Below are 16,108 nucleotides of genomic sequence, written 5' to 3' on the forward strand. Positions count from 1 at the left end.
CCTACACACGCTCTGCCTCCCGCCCCCCGAACAGTTCCGCCATCACCGTCTCGATGGGCGGGTCCTCCACCGTCAGGTCAGCCACGTCGAGGTCGGCGAGGAGCCGGGCGGCCCTGGCGCTCACCTCGGCACGCGGGACGGTGAGTTCGGCACTGAGGCCATCGACCTTCACGTCCGAGCCGTAGCGGGCGAGGTGCGCCTCGCTGACGGACTGGCGCAGCTGCAACCGCACCCGCTTGCCGCCGCTGCCGCGCCCCGCCAGATGGGCGAGGTCGCCGTCGAAGACGAGTTGCCCGGCGTCGATCACCAGGATGCGGCGGGCCAGGGCGGTCACGTCGGCCATGTAGTGGCTCGTCAGGATGACGGTCGCGCCGTACCGCTCGTTGTAGTCGCGGATAAAGGCGCGCACGCTCTCCTGCATGTTCACGTCCAGGCCGATGGTCGGCTCGTCCAGAAAGAGAACCTGCGGGCGGTGCAGCAGCGCGGCAGCCAGTTCGCACTTCATCCGCTCGCCCAGCGAGAGCTTGCGGACCTGCTTTTTCAGGATGCCCGCGAGGCCCAGCACCTCGGTGAACTCGCGCATGGTGGCGTGGTACTGCGCGTCACTGATCTCGTAGATCGCCTGGTTGACCAGAAAGGAGTCGAGGGCGGGGAGGTCCCACAGAAGCTGCTGCTTTTGCCCCATCACCAGCGTGATGCGCCGCAGAAAATCGGCCTCGCGGCGGCGCGGCTCGAAGCCGGCCACCCGCGCCTCGCCGCCCGAGGGGTGCAGCAGGCCCGAGAGCATCTTGAGGGTGGTGGTCTTGCCCGCCCCGTTGGGTCCCAGGAAGCCCACCACCTCGCCCGGCTGGAGGTCGAAGGAGACGCCCCGGACGGCCTCCACGTCGCGGCTCTTGCGGTTCACGAAGCTCCTGAGGCTGCCCAGAAAGCCCGGCTCCTTCTCGTGGACGACGTAATGCTTGCGGAGATCACGGACATGCACGCTGGCGTCCGGGGTGCGAGTGGTCATAGCTGCCTCAGAGTACGCGGCGGGCGCGGGGCAGGAATGCGCGAAATGGCGTGCCGTCCCGGTCCGCCCGGCGCGGGACGGGATACAGTCGGCGGATGCTTCCAGGCTCCTTCCCCCTTTCCCCCCGGATGCCCGCTTGATTCCCTGGGCCTTGCTGGGCCGCGCGCCCATTCCCGGCACCGAACAGGCGCTGTGCCTGTACCGCCGGGGCGACCTGCCCGAGTTCTCCATTCAGATTTCGGGCTATGTCAGCGAGCTGATGAACAGCCGCATGCACGCCTCGGAAGACGCGCTGGCCGAGCTTGCCTGCGCGCAGATCGCGGACCGACCGCAACCGCGCGTACTGGTCGGCGGCCTGGGCATGGGCTTCACGCTCGCGGCGGCCCTGAAGGCGCTGGGGCCGGGCGGTGTGGTCACGGTCGCGGAACTCGTGCCCGAGGTGGTGGAGTGGAACAGAGGCCCGCTGGGCGAATGCGCGGGCTATCCGCTGAACGACCCCCGCACCCGTGTCCACGTGGGCGATGTGGCCGAGCTGCTGCGGCGGGGGCAGGCTGCGTTCGACGCCGTGCTGCTGGACGTGGACAACGGCCCGGAAGGCATGACGCACCACGGGAACAACTGGCTGTACTCGCCCGCAGGCCTGGCCGCCGCGCAGCGCACGTTGCGGCCCGGCGGCGTGCTGGCGGTCTGGTCGGCCACACCGGACACCCGCTTCACTGCGCGCCTGAACCGGGCGGGCTTCCGGGTGGAGGTCCGCACCGTCCGCGCCCGGCCCGGCAAGGGCGCGCACCACACGATCTGGCTGGCGCACGCACCCGGCAAGCCCGGCGGCAAAGAGACCGGCACCGGCGGGGCCCGCCCCCGGGGAACAGGCCGGGGCGACGCCCGGTCCTGACCCGTTGAGCGCCCCGCCTGTCTCCCCTGCCATTTCGTGCGTTACGTGCCCGGCTGTTCCCCGGGCAGTCACGGCCCGGCGCGCCGGAGACAGGCTTACCCTCCGGGCATGACCCCCACCACGCTCCCGGAGAAAGGCGCGGCGACCTCATCCCCCACACCCCTGGCCCTCGCCCGGATGTTCGTGGGCGTGGCGCTGGCAGGCATCGGCGGCGGGCTGCCCGCCCACACGCGCCGGGCACTCACCGGTCGCGGCTGGATGACCGATGAGGCGTTCGCGGAAACCTTCACGCTGGCGCAGCTCACGCCGGGGCCGAATGCGGTGAACCTCGCGGCGATGGTGGGGGCGCGTTTGAGCGGGCGGGCCGGGGCGGCAGCCTCCACCCTGGGTGTGCTGACGCCCGGCCTGCTCGCCATGCTGGCCGTCAGCGTGGTGACGCTGGGGCGGCCCGGCGGCCTGCCGCCCGCGCTTCAGAGCGGGTTGCGGGGCGCGGCCTGCGCGGCGCTGGCCGTGCTGCTCACCGCCGCGCTGCCGGTCGTGCGGGTGGGGTGGAGCGTGCGGGGTGGCCCGGTGATCACGGTGCTGGCCTTCCTCGCGCTGGGCGTGCTGCGGCTGGACCTGCTGCCCGTGCTGCTGGTGCTGCTCGGGGCGGGCCTGCTGCTTCACCGTCCCACCCGCACCGCCCGGGGCGAGGCCCCATGACCGACCTGGGGGAGATGTTCCTGGCCTTCGCCCGGCTGGGCCTGATCAGCTTCGGCGGCACCAACGTCGCGGAGATCGAGCGGTCGCTGGTCTTGCAGCATGGCTGGATCGACGCGCGGACGCTCGCCAACGGGTTCGCGCTGGGGCAACTGATGCCGGGGCCGAACATGCTGGCCGTCACGCACTATGGGTACGCCGCCGCCGGACTGGGCGGGGCGCTGGCCGCCACCCTGGGCTTTTACGGGCCGACCGCCCTGCTCAGCGCCCTGGCCGCGCTCGCGTGGCAGCGGCACAGCGCGCAGCCCTGGGTCATCGCCTTCCGGAATGCCCTGCTGCCCTTCGGCGGGGGGGTGATGCTGGCGGGGGCACTGGTGCTGGCGCGGACCAGCGTCACGTCCTGGCCCGGCGTGCTGCTCGCCGTCCTTGCCTTTCTGCTGCTGTGGCGCACGCGGGTCAACAGCGCGGTGGTGGTCCTGGGTGCGGCGGCGGTGGGGGCGCTGCTGGGGCTGTAGGAACTGGGGCTGGAGGGGATGCTCTAGCATGGCGGGCGTGACGACGGACTGGCGCGAACACGCCCCCTCGCGGCGGGCGCGGCCCCCGCAGGTGCGCGGCGCGGTGGCGCGGCCCCGGCTGCTGGCGCTGCTGGCGTCGGCGCGGGTGGTGACGGTGGTGGCCCCGGCGGGCTACGGCAAGACGACCGCGCTGGCCGCCCACCTGCCCGACCTGGGCCGCGCCGCCTGGCTCACGCTGGACGTGGACGACGCCGACCCGCAGGTGCTGGCGGCGGGCCTCGCGGTGGCGGTGGCCGGCCTGCCGGGCGGGGAGGGTCCGGGGGCGCTGCTCGACGCGGGCGGGGCACCCCGGCGGGTCGCGGCGCGCGCCGCGGACGTGCTGGACGCGGCGGGCGCGCTGCTGGTGCTGGACGAGGCGCAGCACCTCGCCGGGCCGCTGACGGGGGATGTGCTCAAGGAACTGCTGGGGGGCCGGGTGGCCCTGCTGTCGCGCACGCCGCTGGACAGCCCGGCCCTCACGCGGCTGGAGGCGGGCGGCGACCTCACCCGCCTCACGGCCCCCGACCTCGCCTTCACGCCCGCCGAACTCGCGGAGCTGTTCGCCGCGCAGGGCGTCGCGGCCGACGGGGCGGACGTGCGGCTGGCCCACGCAGTCACGGAAGGCTGGCCAATTGCCGCGCGCTTTCTGGCGCAGGCGGCGGCGCAGGGCCGGGTGCGGCTGGGCAGCCTCGCGGACATCGACGGCGGGGAGGCGCAACTGGGCACCCTGTTCGCCTACCTCGCCCAGGAGGTGCTGGGGCCGCTGGACCCCGCCCTGCGAACCCTGCTCACGCGCGGCAGCGTCTTCGAGGAACTCTCGCCCGAACTGCTGGCCGACGTGCTGGGGGCCGATCTGCCGGAAGGCGGGCAGGCGGGAACGCTGCTGGACACGCTGGCGGGCGGCGGCACCTTCCTGACCCGCACCGGCGACACCTACCGGGCGCATCCCCTCCTGCGTGCCCACCTGCGCGGCCTGCTCGCTCCCGGCGAGGCATGCGCGGTCGCGGCGCGGGGCGCGGCCTACTTCGAGCGCACCGGGCGGCCCCGGCGGGCGCTGGCGGCGCACCTCCAGGCGGGGAATGCGGCGCGGGCGGCGGAACTGCTCGCCGACTCCGGTGGGCGCTGGCTGGCACAGGGCCGGGTGACGCTGGTGGGCCGCAGCCTGGCGCGGCTGCCTGCGTCCGCCTGGACCCCCGCCCTGCACGCCCTCTCCGGCGACGCCCTGCGCCTCGCGTCCCGCTACGAGGAGGCGCTGGCGGCCTACGCGCAGGCGGGCGCGCTGGCCCGCGCGCTGGGCGGGGCGCAGGTCGCGCTGGACACGGTGCAACCCGATCTCGCCTGGGCGGCGCTGGACGAGGCCGAGGCCCTCACGGTGGCCGAGGCCGCCCGCGCCCAGGTGCGGCGGATGCGCGCCGAGAACCACCTGAACGCTGGGGAACTGGAGCCTGCGCTGGCGCTGGCCCCCGACCTCGCCCACGGGGCCAGATACGCGCTGCGCTCCGGGCAACTCACCCAGGCGCTGGCGCTGGCCCTGCACGCGGCGCGGGGCGAGGCGGGGGGTGCGCGGGCCGCCCAGAACCACCGTGAGGGCCTGCTGCTCGCCAGCTTCCTCCACGCGGCCCTGGGCGAGCCGGAGGAGGCCGCCCGCCTCGCCCGCGCGGGGCTGGCCGAGGGGGAACGGCTGGAGAGCCGCTTCGTGCGCTCGCTGGCCCTGGCGCGGCTGGGCCACGCGGAGGTCACCGCTGGCCGGATGGACGCCGCCAGGGCCGCCTACACCGAGGCGCTGGCCCTCTCGCTGGCCGTGGTGCCGCGCCTCCAGGTCGAGCCGCGCATGGGCCTCGCGTATCTGGAGGCGAACGCCGGAAACCCGGTCCTGGCCGCCGAACACGAGGCGCAGGCCCTCGCGCACACGGGCGGCGACCACTATGTGGCGGGCCTGACGCGCCTGACGGCGGCCCTGGGGCGGCTGCACGGGGGGGACACGGCGGGCGCGCTGCCGGGGCTGAGGGCCGCGCGGGCCACTTTCCTGGCCTGCGGGGACGCCTTCGGGACGGGGGCGGCGGCGCTGGCCCTGTACGCGGCGACCGGGGAGGAGGCCCGGGCCGCCGCGCAGGCCGCTGGCCGCTTTCCCTTCCTGCTGGCGCGGCGCTCCCTGCTCTCCCCCGCCCCGGACCGTGGGGCGCGGGCGGCCCTGCTGGCGCGGCTGGGCGCGGCGGTGCCGGAGGCACAGGCGGCGCTGCTTCCGGTCGCGCGGGCGCTGGGCTACGCGCACCTGCCCACGCCGGAGGAGGTGCCGGGCGTGGACGTGCGCGTGGGGGTGCTGGGCCGCGTGGCGGTCCTGCGTGGGGGGCAGGGGGCGCGTGAGTGGGGCCGCGCGCGTGCCCGCGACCTGCTGGCGCTGCTGGCCGTTCACCCGGAGGGGTTACCCCGCGAGGCCGCCCAGGAGGCCCTCTTTCCCGGCGCGGACCCCCAGGTGGGCGAACGCAACTTCCGGGTGACGCTGCACGCGCTGGGGCAGGTGCTGGAAGAAGGCGTGGCGAGCGGCACTTTTCTGGAGCGCGGCGACTGGCTGCGGCTGCGGCCCGGCCCCGACCTGACGGTGGACCTCACGGAAGCGCGCACGCACCTGCACGCCGCGCCCGGCACGCCCGGCCGGGCGGCGGCCCTGCTGGCCCTCCCCGGCGCCGTCACCGACAGCGACCTCGAAGCTGTGCAGACCGAGGCCGAACGCTACGCCGCCCACCTCCCGGAGGCGCTGACGGCGGAAGCCGCCCAGGCCCTGCGGTCTGCCCAGCCCGACCTGGCCGCCCGGCTGGCCGAACGCGCCCTGCACCTCGACCCCGCCTTTGAACCCGCCGCCCGCGCCCTGATGCGCGCCCACCACGCCCGCGCGAATCCCGCCGCCGCCGCCCGCACCTACGCGGCCCTGCGCGCCGCCCTGACCGACCTGGGCCTCACGCCCCTGCCGGAAACGGACGCGCTGCACCGGGCGCTGACGGGGCAGGACGCCTAAGTACAACCTTGAAAGTCATGCGGAGTGGGAGCCAGTGTCCAGCTCTCGTCACAGCCAGACTCTCTCCCACATCCCGCGTAACTTCTGGCTTTGTACTTAGCGCCCTTTTTCGGAGCCTCGCCCGGTAGGCCGGAGGGCCGACAGTCCCCCCGTACGCTGTCCGGCAGGATGACCGGCATGGTCCATGATCTGCCCACCGCCCCACCCGAAGCTGTCGGCCTCGATCCGGCCCGGCTGCACGCCGCCTGCCTGCATGTGGCGCGCGATCTGCCCCAGGTCACCAGTCTGCTCGTCGCGCGCCGGGGTCATCTCGCCTTCGAGCGGTATTTCGGCATCGAGGCCACCGAACCGCAGGACACCCAGTCGGTGACCAAGAGCGCCTTGTCTCTCCTGACCGGCATCGCCCTCGACCGGGGCCTGCTGCCAGGTCCCGACCAGCCGGTCTTACCGCTCCTGCCCGGCCTCACCGACAGCGTGAAGGACACGCGCTGGCCGCACGTGACGCTGCGGCATCTGCTCACCATGACCTCGGGCCTGCCCTCCGAACTCACCGACCCCGCCTACGACGACGCCTGGTTTACGAGTTCCGACCCGGTTCGCTTCGCCCTCGCGCAGGCCCTGGTCTCTCCCCCCGGCACCGCCTTTCACTACTCGAATGCGGGGGCACACGTCCTGGGGGCTGTTCTTGCCCACGCCGCCCGGCAAGACCTGGCGGCGTTCGCGCAGGAGGCGCTGTGGACACCCCTGGGGATCACGGCGCCCCCCTGGCCACGGGATCCCCAGGGCCGGCCCTTCGCCAGCGGCGGCCTGCGCCTCACACCGCGCCAGATGCTGCGGCTGGGACAACTGGTCCTGCAACGGGGGGAGTGGGCGGGCCAGCGGGTGGTTTCCCCGGCATGGGTGGAGGAGGCCACGCGCCCGCACGTGCCGGGATACGAGTGGATGGAGGGCCTGCCCGGGTACGGCCTGCTCTGGTGGGTGACGCGCGAGGGGAACACCGAGGGCTGGTACGCCACCGGGTACGGCGGGCAATACGTGGCGGTGTTCCCGGAGCTGGACCTGGTGGCAGTGATGACCGGGAAGGTGGAGAACCATCCCAGTCACCGCCACGTCATCGCGCGGGAGGTGCGCGGGGCGGTCTGCTGAGGCAACCGTACGACGTGCCCCGGACCGCCTGTGCAACGGCCCCGTGATACCCCCACCGTAGACTCCCCGCATGACTCCCAACGAATCCCGCGTGGCCCTCGTCACGGGCGGCAGCAGCGGCATCGGCCTCGCCATCGCGCGGCGGCTCCAGGCGGACGGCCTGCGGGTCGCGGTGCTGGACCTCGACCGCCCGCAGGGGCGCGAGGCCACGCAGCAGGGCGGCTTCACCTTTATCGGGGCCGACCTCGCGCGCCGGGAGGACTGCCGCCGCGCGGTGGAGGAAACGGCAGCAGCGCTGGGCGGCCTGGACGTGCTGGTGAACAACGCGGGCTTTCAGCACATCGACCCCATCCGGGACTTCCCGGAAGACACCTGGGACACCATGCTGCACGTGATGCTCACGGCGCCTTTCCTGCTGACGCGGTACGCCTGGGCGCACCTCACGCGCTCGGGACAGGGCCGGGTCGTGAACATCGCCAGCATCCACGGGCAGGTCGCCAGCCCCTTCAAGAGCGCCTACATCAGCGCCAAGCACGGCCTGATCGGCCTGACGCGCACGGCGGCGCTGGAGGCGGGCGAGCAGGGCCTGACCGTCAACGCGATCTGCCCCGGCTACGTCCGCACGCCGCTGGTGGAAGGCCAGATCAGGGACCAGGCCCGCACGCGCGGCCTGAGTGAGCAGGAGGTCGAGCAGAAGGTGATGCTGGAACCCGCCGCCATCAAGCGGCTGCTGAACCCGGAGGACGTGGCCGCCCTCGCCAGCTATGTGGTCAGTCCCGCCGCCTGGGGCATGACCGGCGCGGTGCTGGACCTGGATCTGGGGTGGACGGCACGGTAAGTGCCCGCCTCAAGGTGTCTGCAACAAGATGTCTGCCTTAGCGGGGCCGACTGCTCAGCACGACCACGTAGGCGGTGCCGCGTGATCCCTGCACGGCGCTCGCGCCCGCGTGCGTGTAGCGGGCGTCCGTCAGGACCGAGCAGTGGACGGGCGAATTCAGCCACCAGCGCACTACCCCCTGAGGACCCACGCCCGCACCCAGATAGATGATCTCGGTGACGCTGACCGCCTGCACGCCGGTGCTGGCCGCCCGGATGCGCGGGGTGCTGCCCCCTGCGCCCGTATGCGTGATGCGTCCGCTGCTGCTCATGTACCCGGCCTGGGTCCGGGCGGCGAGGGCGTGGGAGACGCTGGCAGAGAGCGGCCCCGCAACTGGACGGCGGCCCAGGCCGGGGCAGACCACACCCTGCGCCCTGGCCTGATTCAGTCCGGCCAGCAGTTGCGCCTCGGCAGAAGACCGCCCCCCGCCCTGGGCCTGGGCATTCAGGAAAGGCAGGGCCGCGAGGACACCCGCCAGAAACGTGACCTTGACACGCTGCATGTGAAGGCAGCTTAAAGGCGGCGGTGGGCAGAGGAAGTGAGCCGGACGGCAGACAGGGGCGGCCTGTTCTGCTAGGGCAGCGGCTCTAAGAATGCGCTGGGGTTGCGCAGTTGCTGGCCGACGAAGCAGGTGAGAGAAGAGCATGGACAGAAGGGAAGCCCTCGGGGAAAGAGCCACAGGGGCTTCCCTTCTGTCCAATGCTCCAGGGCGGGGCCGGTACAGGTTGCCGAACCTTGCTGAACGGACCTGCAAGGCTGGGGAGCAGCGTGAGAATCTGCGCTGAGACGGCACGAAGTGGCGGGACCCCCTGCCAGAAAGTGCCCGGCCCCCTCGCGTTGAGGGAGCCGGGCGAACCGGGCGTCAGGCCCTACGCTTCGACGAGGCCACTGCGCCGCAGCAGGGCTTCGGGGTCGGGGTCGCGGCCCATGAAGTCGCGGTAGAGCTGGGCGGCGTCGGCGCTGTTGCCCCGGCTGAGGATGGTGTCCACATACGAGCGGCCCGTCTCGCGGTTGAAGATGCCTTCCCCGGCAAAGCGGGAAAAGGCGTCGGCGTCCAGCACCTCGGCCCACTTGTAGGAGTAGTACCCGGCCCCGTAGCCGACCGGGCTGTTGAACAGGTGGCCGAACTGCGCAATGCGGGCGTATTCCGGGATGAAGGGGTAGGGGTAGAAGCGGGCCATGATCTCCCGCGCCTCGCGGATGGGGTCGGCGCCGGGCGCGCCCGGGTCGAACTCGACGTGCAGCGACAGGTCCACCGTGCCGAAGGAAAGCTGGCGCATCGCCGCGTTCGCCGCGCGGTAGTTGCGGGCCGCCACCATGCGCCCGAAGAGGGCGTCGGGCAGCCGTTCGCCGGTCTGGTAGTGGCGGGCGAAGAGGTCGAGGGCTTCGCGCTCCATGACCCAGTTTTCCATGATCTGGCTGGGCAGTTCCACGAAATCCCAGGCCACGCGCGTGCCGCTGAGGCTGCGGACCTCCACCTGCGAGAGGGCGTGGTGCAGCAGGTGCCCGAACTCGTGGAAGACCGTCTCGACCTCGCGGATGGACAGCAGGGCGGGCGTGCCTGCACTGGGGGGCGTCATGTTGCCGCACATCAGCCCCAGGTGCGGGTCCACACCCTGCTCGCGCGGGCCGCCGGTCACGAAGGCGTTCATCCACGCGCCGCTGCGCTTGGTGTCGCGGGGGAACCAGTCGGTGTAGAAGGAGGCGACGTGGGTGCCCGCCTCGTCGAAGATGTCGTAGTAGCGCACCTCGGGGTGCCAGCCGGGGGCCTGGGCCTCGCGGACGGTGATCCCGAACACCCGCTTCACGATCTCGAACATCCCCGCCAGCACGTTGTCCAGCGCGAAGTAGGGGCGCAGCGCCTCCTCGTCGAAGTCGTACTTCGCCTGACGCTGCTTCTCGGCCCAGTAGCCCACGTCCCAGGCTTCGAGCGGGGGCGCGTCCGCTCCCGCCTGCCCCCGGTAAAAGGCTTCCAGCTCGGCGTTCTCGCGCTCGAAGAAGGGCCGGATGCGGGCTTCAAGGTCGCGCTCGAAGCCCAGCGCCCGCTCGCCGCCGCCCGCCATACGGTCTTCCAGCACGTAATCCGCGAAGTCACGGAAGCCCAGCAGCCGGGCCTGTTCGCGCCGCAGCCGCAGAATCTCGCCCACCAGCGGGCGGTTGTCGCGGCCCACGCCCACGCCCACCGAGTTCTGCGCGAGCCACAGTTCACGGCGCAACTCGCGGTCGTCGGCGTAGGTGAGGACGGGTTCCAGCGTGGGTTGGTGCAGCGTCAGGCGGTGGCCCGCCTGGCCGTGCTTCTCGGCGTCCAGCCGGGTCGCTTCCCGCACACGCTCCGGCACGCCCGCCAGCCGCTCGCCGGGCACATACAGCTCGTAGGCGGCGGTCGCGTCCAGCACGTTCTTGGAAAAGTCGTTGGTGACCTGGGCCAGCCGGGTATTCACCGCCAGCAGACGGGCTTTCTGCTCTTCGGGCAGGTCGGCGCCCTGACGGCGGAACTCGTCGATGGTCAGTTTCAGGTGCCGGGCGCGCACCGGGTCGAGGCCGCGCCCCGCCTCTGTCGCGGCAAAGCCCTTCAGCGCCGCCCACAGGCCGGGGTGCAGGCTGAGCTGGGTGGAGAACTCGGTGACTTTGGGCAGAATCGCGCGCTTGGCGGCCTGCCACTCGGGGCTGCTCACCACGCCGTCGAGGTGGCCCACGATCACGCGCACCGTGTCGAGCTGCTCGGTCAGCGTGTCGAGGTCGGCCATGAACCCTTCGTAGTTCCGCTCGCCCGCCCGCGCCAGCGTCTCCAGCCTCTCCTGGGTCCGCGCCAGCAGCGTGTCCACGGCGGGTTCGGCATGTTCGGGCCGAATCCGGTCGAAGGGAATGCGGAAGCCGACGTTCAGCAGGGGATTGTCACTCCGGCTGTCCTGGCGCTCTGTGGGCGCATCGGGCGCTTGTGTCATACGGGCGAGTATAGAGAGCGGCGCAATGAGGAGAGGCCGCCAATGGACTGCGCCAAACGGCGGATGGCGCGGCGTGGCCCGCTGTGCTGTCCTGCCCCATGGTCCCGACCTCGCCCCCAGCCTTGCCGTCCGGCCTGACCCTGCGCCCCGCCTCGCCCACGGAGACCGCCCGCGTGGCCGCGTTCCTGAGCCTGGCCCACCCCGAATCGCCCGTCGCGCCCGGGGAGATCGAGCGGCAGGACGCCCGCCGCCTGGAGGGAGAACCCCACGTCCGGACGCTGGCCTGGCAGGGCACGGAGATCGTCGGCCTGGCCGAAACCGGCGTGCCGCGCATGGACGGCCACCCGGGCTGGCTGGACGTGACGGTCCGCACGCGGCCGGACCTCGCGGGAGGCCCGCTCGCGGAGGCGCTGCTGGCCCACGCGGAGGCCCAGGCCCGTCAGCACGGCGCGCACACCCTGGTCACGCGGGTCCGCGAGGACTGGTGGGAAAAAGCCTTCTCCGAGGCGCACGGCTACCGGGAACACGACCGGATGTGGCCCAGCACCCTCGACCTGCGGACGCTGGACTTCGCGCGTTTTGCCTGGCAGGAGGCCAAGGCGCAGGCGGCAGGCGTCCGCATCCAGCCCCTCGGCAACCTGGTGGGCACCTTCGACGAGGCCGCGCAGCGCCGCCTGTATGCCCTGATCGCCGCCCTGCTGCGCGATGTGCCCAGCACGACGCAGATCAGCGTGTGGCCCTTCGAGACGTGGCAGCGCCGGGCAGCGGAGCAGGTCCATCCCGCCGGGCTGTTCGTCGCGGTCGCCCCGGACGGCGAATGGGTCGGCGTCAGCGAGCTGTCTCTCCCGGTGCTCACCCGCCCCGGCACGCTGCACAACGGCCTGACCGGCGTCCTCCCGGCGTGGCGCGGGCACGGGGTCGCCTACGCCCTGAAGCTCGCGGCGGCCCGCGCGGCGCTGGCGCGGGGCTTTACCCACGCCCGCACCAGCAACCACGCCGTCAACCGCCCCATGCTCGCCATCAACGAGCGGCTGGGCTTCGTGCGGGAGGCGGCAACGGTGACGTTGCTGCGGGCGGCGACCCAGGGGTGACGCTCAGGGCACCTGCCGCAGCCGCTCTTCGAGCTGGGGTACGGTATCGGGCGCACCCATCATCCGCGCCACGTCCAGCGCCGACAGCCCCCGGGCATCGCGCGCCTGAAGGTCGGCCCCGTGTTCGAGGAGCAGCTCGACCAGCTGAGTCCGGTTGAACATGGCCGCCATCATCAGCGCCGTCTTCCCGTCGGGTCCGGCGCTTTCCACGCTGGCCCCATGCGACAGCAGCAGCCGGGCCATCGCCTCGTCGCCCTTGAAGACCGCGCCCTGGAGCGGCGTTTGTCCCTGATCGTTGTGCAGTTCGGGATCGGCCCCATGCTCCAGCAGCTGCCTCGCGGTGTCCAGATGGCCGTGGTAGCTGGCGAGCATCAGCAGGCTGTCACCCTTCTGGTTGAGCAGGTTGGCGGGCACGCCCCGGTCCAGCAGTGGGCCGAGGCGGCCGGCGTCCCCGGACCGGACCAGCTCGAAGACGGCCTGCAAATAGTCCAGCGTCTCCTGATCGAGCGCCGGGGCGGGGTTCTTTTCGGAAGCGTCCTGCATGTCGGTCTCCTTGTGGACTGTACGGTGGGCTGTGCGGTGGGTCAGGCGGCCCTCCCGGTCTGGCGAGTTCTCCCGACGCCAGCCCAGAGTCAGGGACGGGCCGCCGACGCCCCCTGCCGTTCGAGCAGCATCGCGTCTCCCAGCGAGTAGAACCGGTAGCCCCCTGCGAGCGCGGCGTCGTAGGCGGCCCGGATGCGTCCTTCCCCGGCGAAGGCGGCGACCAGCAGCAGCAGCGTGCTGCCCGGCAAGTGCAGGTTCGTGATGAGGAGGTCGGGCACCCGCACGGGCGTCCCCGGCGTGATGAAGATGCGGGTGTCGCCCTCGCCGGGCTTGACGGTGCCGTCCTCGTCGGCGCTGCTTTCCAGGGCGCGGACGGTGGTGGTCCCGACGGCGACCACGCGGCGGCCTTCCGCCTTCGCGCGGTTGATCGCCCCCGCCGCCCCCGCGCTGATCGCGTACCGTTCGGCGTGCATCACGTGGTCGGCCACGCTGCCCGTGATGGGCCGGAACGTCCCCGCGCCCACGTGCAGCGTGACCGCATGCCGTTCCACCCCCAGCGCGTCCAGCCGCGCGAGCAATTCGGGCGTGAAGTGCAGGCCCGCCGTGGGTGCGGCCACGCTGCCGGGGTCGCGGGCGTACACCGTCTGGTAGCGTTCGCGCCACGTCTCGTCACTGGCCCCGGCGTCGATGTAGGGCGGGAGCGGCAGCCGCCCGATCTCGTCCAGGTGGGGCTTGATGTCGTGGTCGAAGCGCAGCAGGCGTGCGCCGTCCTCCAGCACGCCCACCACCTCCGCGCGGTGCTGCACGCCCCCGGTCTGCCCCAGCCACAGCTCCTTCCCGGCCCGTTTGGCGGGCTTGAGGTAGGCCGACCAGACATTCTGTTCTTCTTCGCGCAGCAGCAGCACCTCGACCTGCCCGCCGCCGAGGCCGTCCCCCGTGACGGGCTTGCGCGCCAGCACCCGCGCCGGAATGACCCGGCTCTCGTTGAAGACCAGCACGTCCCCGGCCCGCAGCAGCTCCGGCAGGTCACGGAAGACGCGGTGCGTGAGGCCGCCCTGCGTCACCACCATCAGCCGCGCCGAGTCGCGCGGTTCGGCTCCCGTCTGGGCAATCCGCGCCTGGGGCAGGTCAAAGGCGAGGCGCGCCAGGACAGCGTCGGCGTCCTGAATCCGAGGCTCTTCCGTGCTCATGGCTGCTCCTGGCTCATGGCTCAGGACTTTTCCACCTTCTCGGCCCTGTCCACCTTCTGGCGCGCGGGCATCAGCGCCTCCTCGATGTCGGGCAGATGGGTGAAGCGGTCGGCGGCGTCGATCAGCTTCTGGGCGGTGTGTTCGCGGAAGGCGATGACCTCCACCCGCTTGCCGCGTTCCTGCAACACCTCCACGATGTCGGTGAAGTCGCCGTCGCCACTGCCCAGCACCACCACGTCGAGGTGGTCCATCAGGCGCACCATGTCGGCCACGATGCCCATGTCCCAGTTGCCCTCGTAGATGGCCTTACCGCCCTCCGTGACGTGGTGGAGCGTGAGGTTCATGCGCCGCACCTTGTACCCCAGGGCCGAGAGCTTGTAGATGAAGGGCCGCGCGGTGGCCTCGCCCTCGCGCTCCACCGTGTAGGAGATGGCGTGGACCAGCTCCCGACCCTCGGCCGCGCACTTCAGGATCGTCTCGAAGTTGACGGTGCGTTCCAGCAGGTCGCGGGCCGAGTGGTAGAGGTTCTGGGTATCGATAAAAACGCCCACGCGTGGGCGGGAAACGACGTAGTGCATTAGACTTCTCCTGTTGGGGCGAGATCAAAAAGGGGGGCGAAAACGGGGCCAGGCCGCGCCGCAGCATAGGCCGCCCGCGTGCCCCGCCGCAAGGGTGCGCCAACGCCCCGCTAAGCAGCCCCCCTCCCCCTGTGGGCGCGGCGCGGGTAACGTGAAGGCATGACGAAGGAAGCCTCCCCCCCGGCCGTCGCCACGGCCCGCCAGGCCTACGAAGCCTTCAAAGCGCGCGCGCTTACGCTCAACATGCAGCGCGGGCAGCCCGCCGACGCCGACTTCGACCTCTCGAACGGCCTGCTGACGGCGCTGGGCGAGGACGACACCCGGATGGACGGCCTGGACCTGCGGAACTATCCGGGCGGGGTAGCGGGCCTGCCGTCGGCACGGGCGCTGTTCGCGCATTACCTCGACGTGAAGGCCGAGAACGTGCTGGTGTGGAACAACTCCAGCCTGGAACTCCAGGGCCTGGTGCTGACCTTCGCCCTGCTGCACGGGGTACGCGGCAGCATCGGCCCCTGGCTTGCGCAGGCCCCGAAGATGATCGTGACTGTTCCAGGCTACGACCGCCACTTCCTGCTGTTGCAAACGCTGGGCTTCGAGCTGCTGACGGTGGACATGCAGCCCGACGGCCCGGACGTGGACGCCATCGAGCGGCTGGCCGGCACGGACCCCTCGGTGAAGGGCGTGCTGTTCGTGCCGACCTATTCCAACCCCGGCGGCGAGACGATCAGCCCGGAAAAGGCGCGGTGGCTGGCGGGCGTGCAGGCGGCGGCCCCCGACTTCACCGTCTTCGCGGACGACGCCTACCGGGTCCACCACCTCTCGGAAGAGGACCGCGCCGAACCCGTGAACTTCGTGGCGCTGTGCCGGGACGCGGGCCACCCCGACCGCGCCTTCGTGTTCGCCAGCACCTCTAAAGTCACCTTCGCCAGCGCGGGCCTGGGCTTCGTGGCGAGCAGCGAGGACAACATCAAGTGGCTCTCGAAGTACCTCAACGCGCAGTCCATCGGCCCGAACAAGGTGGAGCAGGCGCGGCACGTGAAGTTCCTGACGGAGTACCCCGGCGGCCTGGAAGGGCTGATGCAGGCCCACGCCGCCATCATCGCCCCCAAATTCCGCGCCGTGGACGAGGTACTGCGTGCCGAACTGGGAGAGGGAGGTGAGTACGCCACCTGGGCGCTGCCGAAGGGCGGCTACTTCATCAGCCTGGACACGGCAGAGCCGGTCGCGGACCGGGTGGTGGAGCTGGCCGACGCTGCCGGGGTCAGCCTCACGCCCGCCGGGGCGACGTATCCCGCCGGACAGGACCCCCATCACCGTAATCTCCGCCTCGCTCCCACCCGCCCGCCCGCAGAGGACGTGCGCACGGCGATGCAGGGGGTGGCCGCGTGCATCCGGCTGGCAACGGAGGAATACCGGGCGGCCCAGGGGCAGTCGGGGCGCTGAGGCGCGCCTCGGGCGGCTGCCCCACGCCTGCCCAGCTGCCAACCTTTGAAAAAAGGATACGTCTAACAAAAAACTAGACCGCCTCCCCTGCCCCCCCGAGTGTTGCCTTTACCCTTGTCCCACCT

The 16,108-nt window shown here is 72.1% G+C and carries 14 protein-coding genes; 8 read left to right on the forward strand and 6 right to left on the reverse strand.

The window, feature by feature from the left end; all coding sequences use genetic code 11:
* Nucleotide 1: 1 nt before the first annotated feature.
* Complete coding sequence (locus DEIPH_RS07945) at nucleotides 2-1,009, reverse strand: ABC transporter ATP-binding protein (protein WP_034356486.1); 1,008 nt, start codon at nucleotides 1,007-1,009, stop codon at nucleotides 2-4.
* A 136-nt stretch (nucleotides 1,010-1,145) separates the two neighbouring features.
* Here DEIPH_RS07945 and DEIPH_RS07950 point away from each other — a divergent pair, with 136 nt between their 5' ends.
* The 6 genes from DEIPH_RS07950 (at nucleotide 1,146) to DEIPH_RS07975 (ending at nucleotide 8,154) form a co-directional block, all read left to right on the forward strand.
* Nucleotides 1,146-1,904: a spermidine synthase gene (locus DEIPH_RS07950; protein ID WP_051517239.1), complete on the forward strand. Its 759-nt coding sequence runs from the start codon at nucleotides 1,146-1,148 to the stop codon at nucleotides 1,902-1,904.
* Between the two features lie 108 nt (nucleotides 1,905-2,012).
* A complete protein-coding gene (locus tag DEIPH_RS07955; protein WP_034356489.1) occupies nucleotides 2,013-2,606 on the forward strand; it encodes a chromate transporter in 594 nt (197 codons plus the stop codon).
* Nucleotides 2,603-3,118 (forward strand): chromate transporter, encoded by a 516-nt coding sequence (locus DEIPH_RS07960; protein WP_034356492.1) that lies wholly within the window; start codon nucleotides 2,603-2,605, stop codon nucleotides 3,116-3,118. The genes DEIPH_RS07955 and DEIPH_RS07960 overlap by 4 nt, the downstream gene beginning before the upstream one ends.
* 28 nt (nucleotides 3,119-3,146) lie before the next feature.
* Entirely contained in the window at nucleotides 3,147-6,170 is a 3,024-nt protein-coding gene (locus tag DEIPH_RS07965) for a transcriptional regulator (RefSeq protein ID WP_034356494.1), read from the forward strand.
* A 168-nt stretch (nucleotides 6,171-6,338) separates the two neighbouring features.
* Nucleotides 6,339-7,316 carry a serine hydrolase domain-containing protein gene (locus tag DEIPH_RS07970; protein ID WP_034356497.1) on the forward strand — a complete coding sequence of 326 codons (978 nt, stop codon included), beginning with the start codon at nucleotides 6,339-6,341 and terminating at the stop codon, nucleotides 7,314-7,316.
* Between the two features lie 70 nt (nucleotides 7,317-7,386).
* Nucleotides 7,387-8,154, forward strand: a complete 768-nt coding sequence (locus DEIPH_RS07975; RefSeq protein ID WP_034356500.1) for a 3-hydroxybutyrate dehydrogenase — start codon at nucleotides 7,387-7,389, stop codon at nucleotides 8,152-8,154.
* 37 nt (nucleotides 8,155-8,191) lie between these two features.
* Here DEIPH_RS07975 and DEIPH_RS07980 read toward each other — a convergent pair whose 3' ends face one another.
* On the reverse strand, nucleotides 8,192-8,695 hold the full coding sequence (locus tag DEIPH_RS07980; protein ID WP_034356502.1) for a CAP domain-containing protein: 504 nt from the start codon (nucleotides 8,693-8,695) through the stop codon (nucleotides 8,192-8,194).
* Nucleotides 8,696-9,062: 367 nt separating this feature from the next.
* Nucleotides 9,063-11,138 (reverse strand): M3 family metallopeptidase, encoded by a 2,076-nt coding sequence (locus DEIPH_RS07985; protein WP_034356504.1) that lies wholly within the window; start codon nucleotides 11,136-11,138, stop codon nucleotides 9,063-9,065.
* 98 nt (nucleotides 11,139-11,236) lie between these two features.
* Here DEIPH_RS07985 and DEIPH_RS07990 point away from each other — a divergent pair, with 98 nt between their 5' ends.
* The gene (locus DEIPH_RS07990; protein ID WP_034356507.1) at nucleotides 11,237-12,229 is read left to right on the forward strand and encodes a GNAT family N-acetyltransferase; all 993 of its coding nucleotides are present in this window, start codon (nucleotides 11,237-11,239) and stop codon (nucleotides 12,227-12,229) included.
* A 3-nt stretch (nucleotides 12,230-12,232) separates the two neighbouring features.
* Here DEIPH_RS07990 and DEIPH_RS07995 read toward each other — a convergent pair whose 3' ends face one another.
* The 3 genes from DEIPH_RS07995 to DEIPH_RS08005 form a co-directional block, all read right to left on the reverse strand.
* Nucleotides 12,233-12,772 carry an ankyrin repeat domain-containing protein gene (locus tag DEIPH_RS07995; protein ID WP_034356509.1) on the reverse strand — a complete coding sequence of 180 codons (540 nt, stop codon included), beginning with the start codon at nucleotides 12,770-12,772 and terminating at the stop codon, nucleotides 12,233-12,235.
* A gap of 89 nt (nucleotides 12,773-12,861) precedes the next feature.
* On the reverse strand, nucleotides 12,862-13,962 hold the full coding sequence (queA, locus tag DEIPH_RS08000; protein WP_034356512.1) for a tRNA preQ1(34) S-adenosylmethionine ribosyltransferase-isomerase QueA: 1,101 nt from the start codon (nucleotides 13,960-13,962) through the stop codon (nucleotides 12,862-12,864).
* A gap of 20 nt (nucleotides 13,963-13,982) precedes the next feature.
* Nucleotides 13,983-14,540 carry a LabA-like NYN domain-containing protein gene (locus DEIPH_RS08005; protein ID WP_034356515.1) on the reverse strand — a complete coding sequence of 186 codons (558 nt, stop codon included), beginning with the start codon at nucleotides 14,538-14,540 and terminating at the stop codon, nucleotides 13,983-13,985.
* A gap of 159 nt (nucleotides 14,541-14,699) precedes the next feature.
* Between DEIPH_RS08005 and DEIPH_RS08010 the strand changes: the two genes are divergently transcribed.
* Nucleotides 14,700-15,983 (forward strand): PLP-dependent aminotransferase family protein, encoded by a 1,284-nt coding sequence (locus tag DEIPH_RS08010; protein ID WP_034356518.1) that lies wholly within the window; start codon nucleotides 14,700-14,702, stop codon nucleotides 15,981-15,983.
* Nucleotides 15,984-16,108: the final 125 nt, after the last annotated feature.

The organism is Deinococcus phoenicis (assembly GCF_000599865.1).
GTDB lineage: Bacteria > Deinococcota > Deinococci > Deinococcales > Deinococcaceae > Deinococcus > Deinococcus phoenicis.

What these genes read in the sequence shown, in the direction of transcription:
- DEIPH_RS07960 (WP_034356492.1), top strand. Translation starts at nt 2,603, where the DNA reads ATGACCGACCTGGGGGAGATGTTCCTGGCCTTCGCCCGGCTGGGCCTG.
- DEIPH_RS07990 (WP_034356507.1), top strand. Translation starts at nt 11,237, where the DNA reads ATGGTCCCGACCTCGCCCCCAGCCTTGCCGTCCGGCCTGACCCTGCGC.
- DEIPH_RS07975 (WP_034356500.1), top strand. Translation starts at nt 7,387, where the DNA reads ATGACTCCCAACGAATCCCGCGTGGCCCTCGTCACGGGCGGCAGCAGC.
- DEIPH_RS07995 (WP_034356509.1), bottom strand. Translation starts at nt 12,772, where the DNA reads ATGCAGGACGCTTCCGAAAAGAACCCCGCCCCGGCGCTCGATCAGGAG.
- DEIPH_RS07955 (WP_034356489.1), top strand. Translation starts at nt 2,013, where the DNA reads ATGACCCCCACCACGCTCCCGGAGAAAGGCGCGGCGACCTCATCCCCC.
- DEIPH_RS07980 (WP_034356502.1), bottom strand. Translation starts at nt 8,695, where the DNA reads ATGCAGCGTGTCAAGGTCACGTTTCTGGCGGGTGTCCTCGCGGCCCTG.
- DEIPH_RS08005 (WP_034356515.1), bottom strand. Translation starts at nt 14,540, where the DNA reads ATGCACTACGTCGTTTCCCGCCCACGCGTGGGCGTTTTTATCGATACC.
- DEIPH_RS07965 (WP_034356494.1), top strand. Translation starts at nt 3,147, where the DNA reads ATGGCGGGCGTGACGACGGACTGGCGCGAACACGCCCCCTCGCGGCGG.
- DEIPH_RS07970 (WP_034356497.1), top strand. Translation starts at nt 6,339, where the DNA reads ATGACCGGCATGGTCCATGATCTGCCCACCGCCCCACCCGAAGCTGTC.
- DEIPH_RS07985 (WP_034356504.1), bottom strand. Translation starts at nt 11,138, where the DNA reads ATGACACAAGCGCCCGATGCGCCCACAGAGCGCCAGGACAGCCGGAGT.
- queA (WP_034356512.1), bottom strand. Translation starts at nt 13,962, where the DNA reads ATGAGCACGGAAGAGCCTCGGATTCAGGACGCCGACGCTGTCCTGGCG.
- DEIPH_RS07945 (WP_034356486.1), bottom strand. Translation starts at nt 1,009, where the DNA reads ATGACCACTCGCACCCCGGACGCCAGCGTGCATGTCCGTGATCTCCGC.
- DEIPH_RS08010 (WP_034356518.1), top strand. Translation starts at nt 14,700, where the DNA reads ATGACGAAGGAAGCCTCCCCCCCGGCCGTCGCCACGGCCCGCCAGGCC.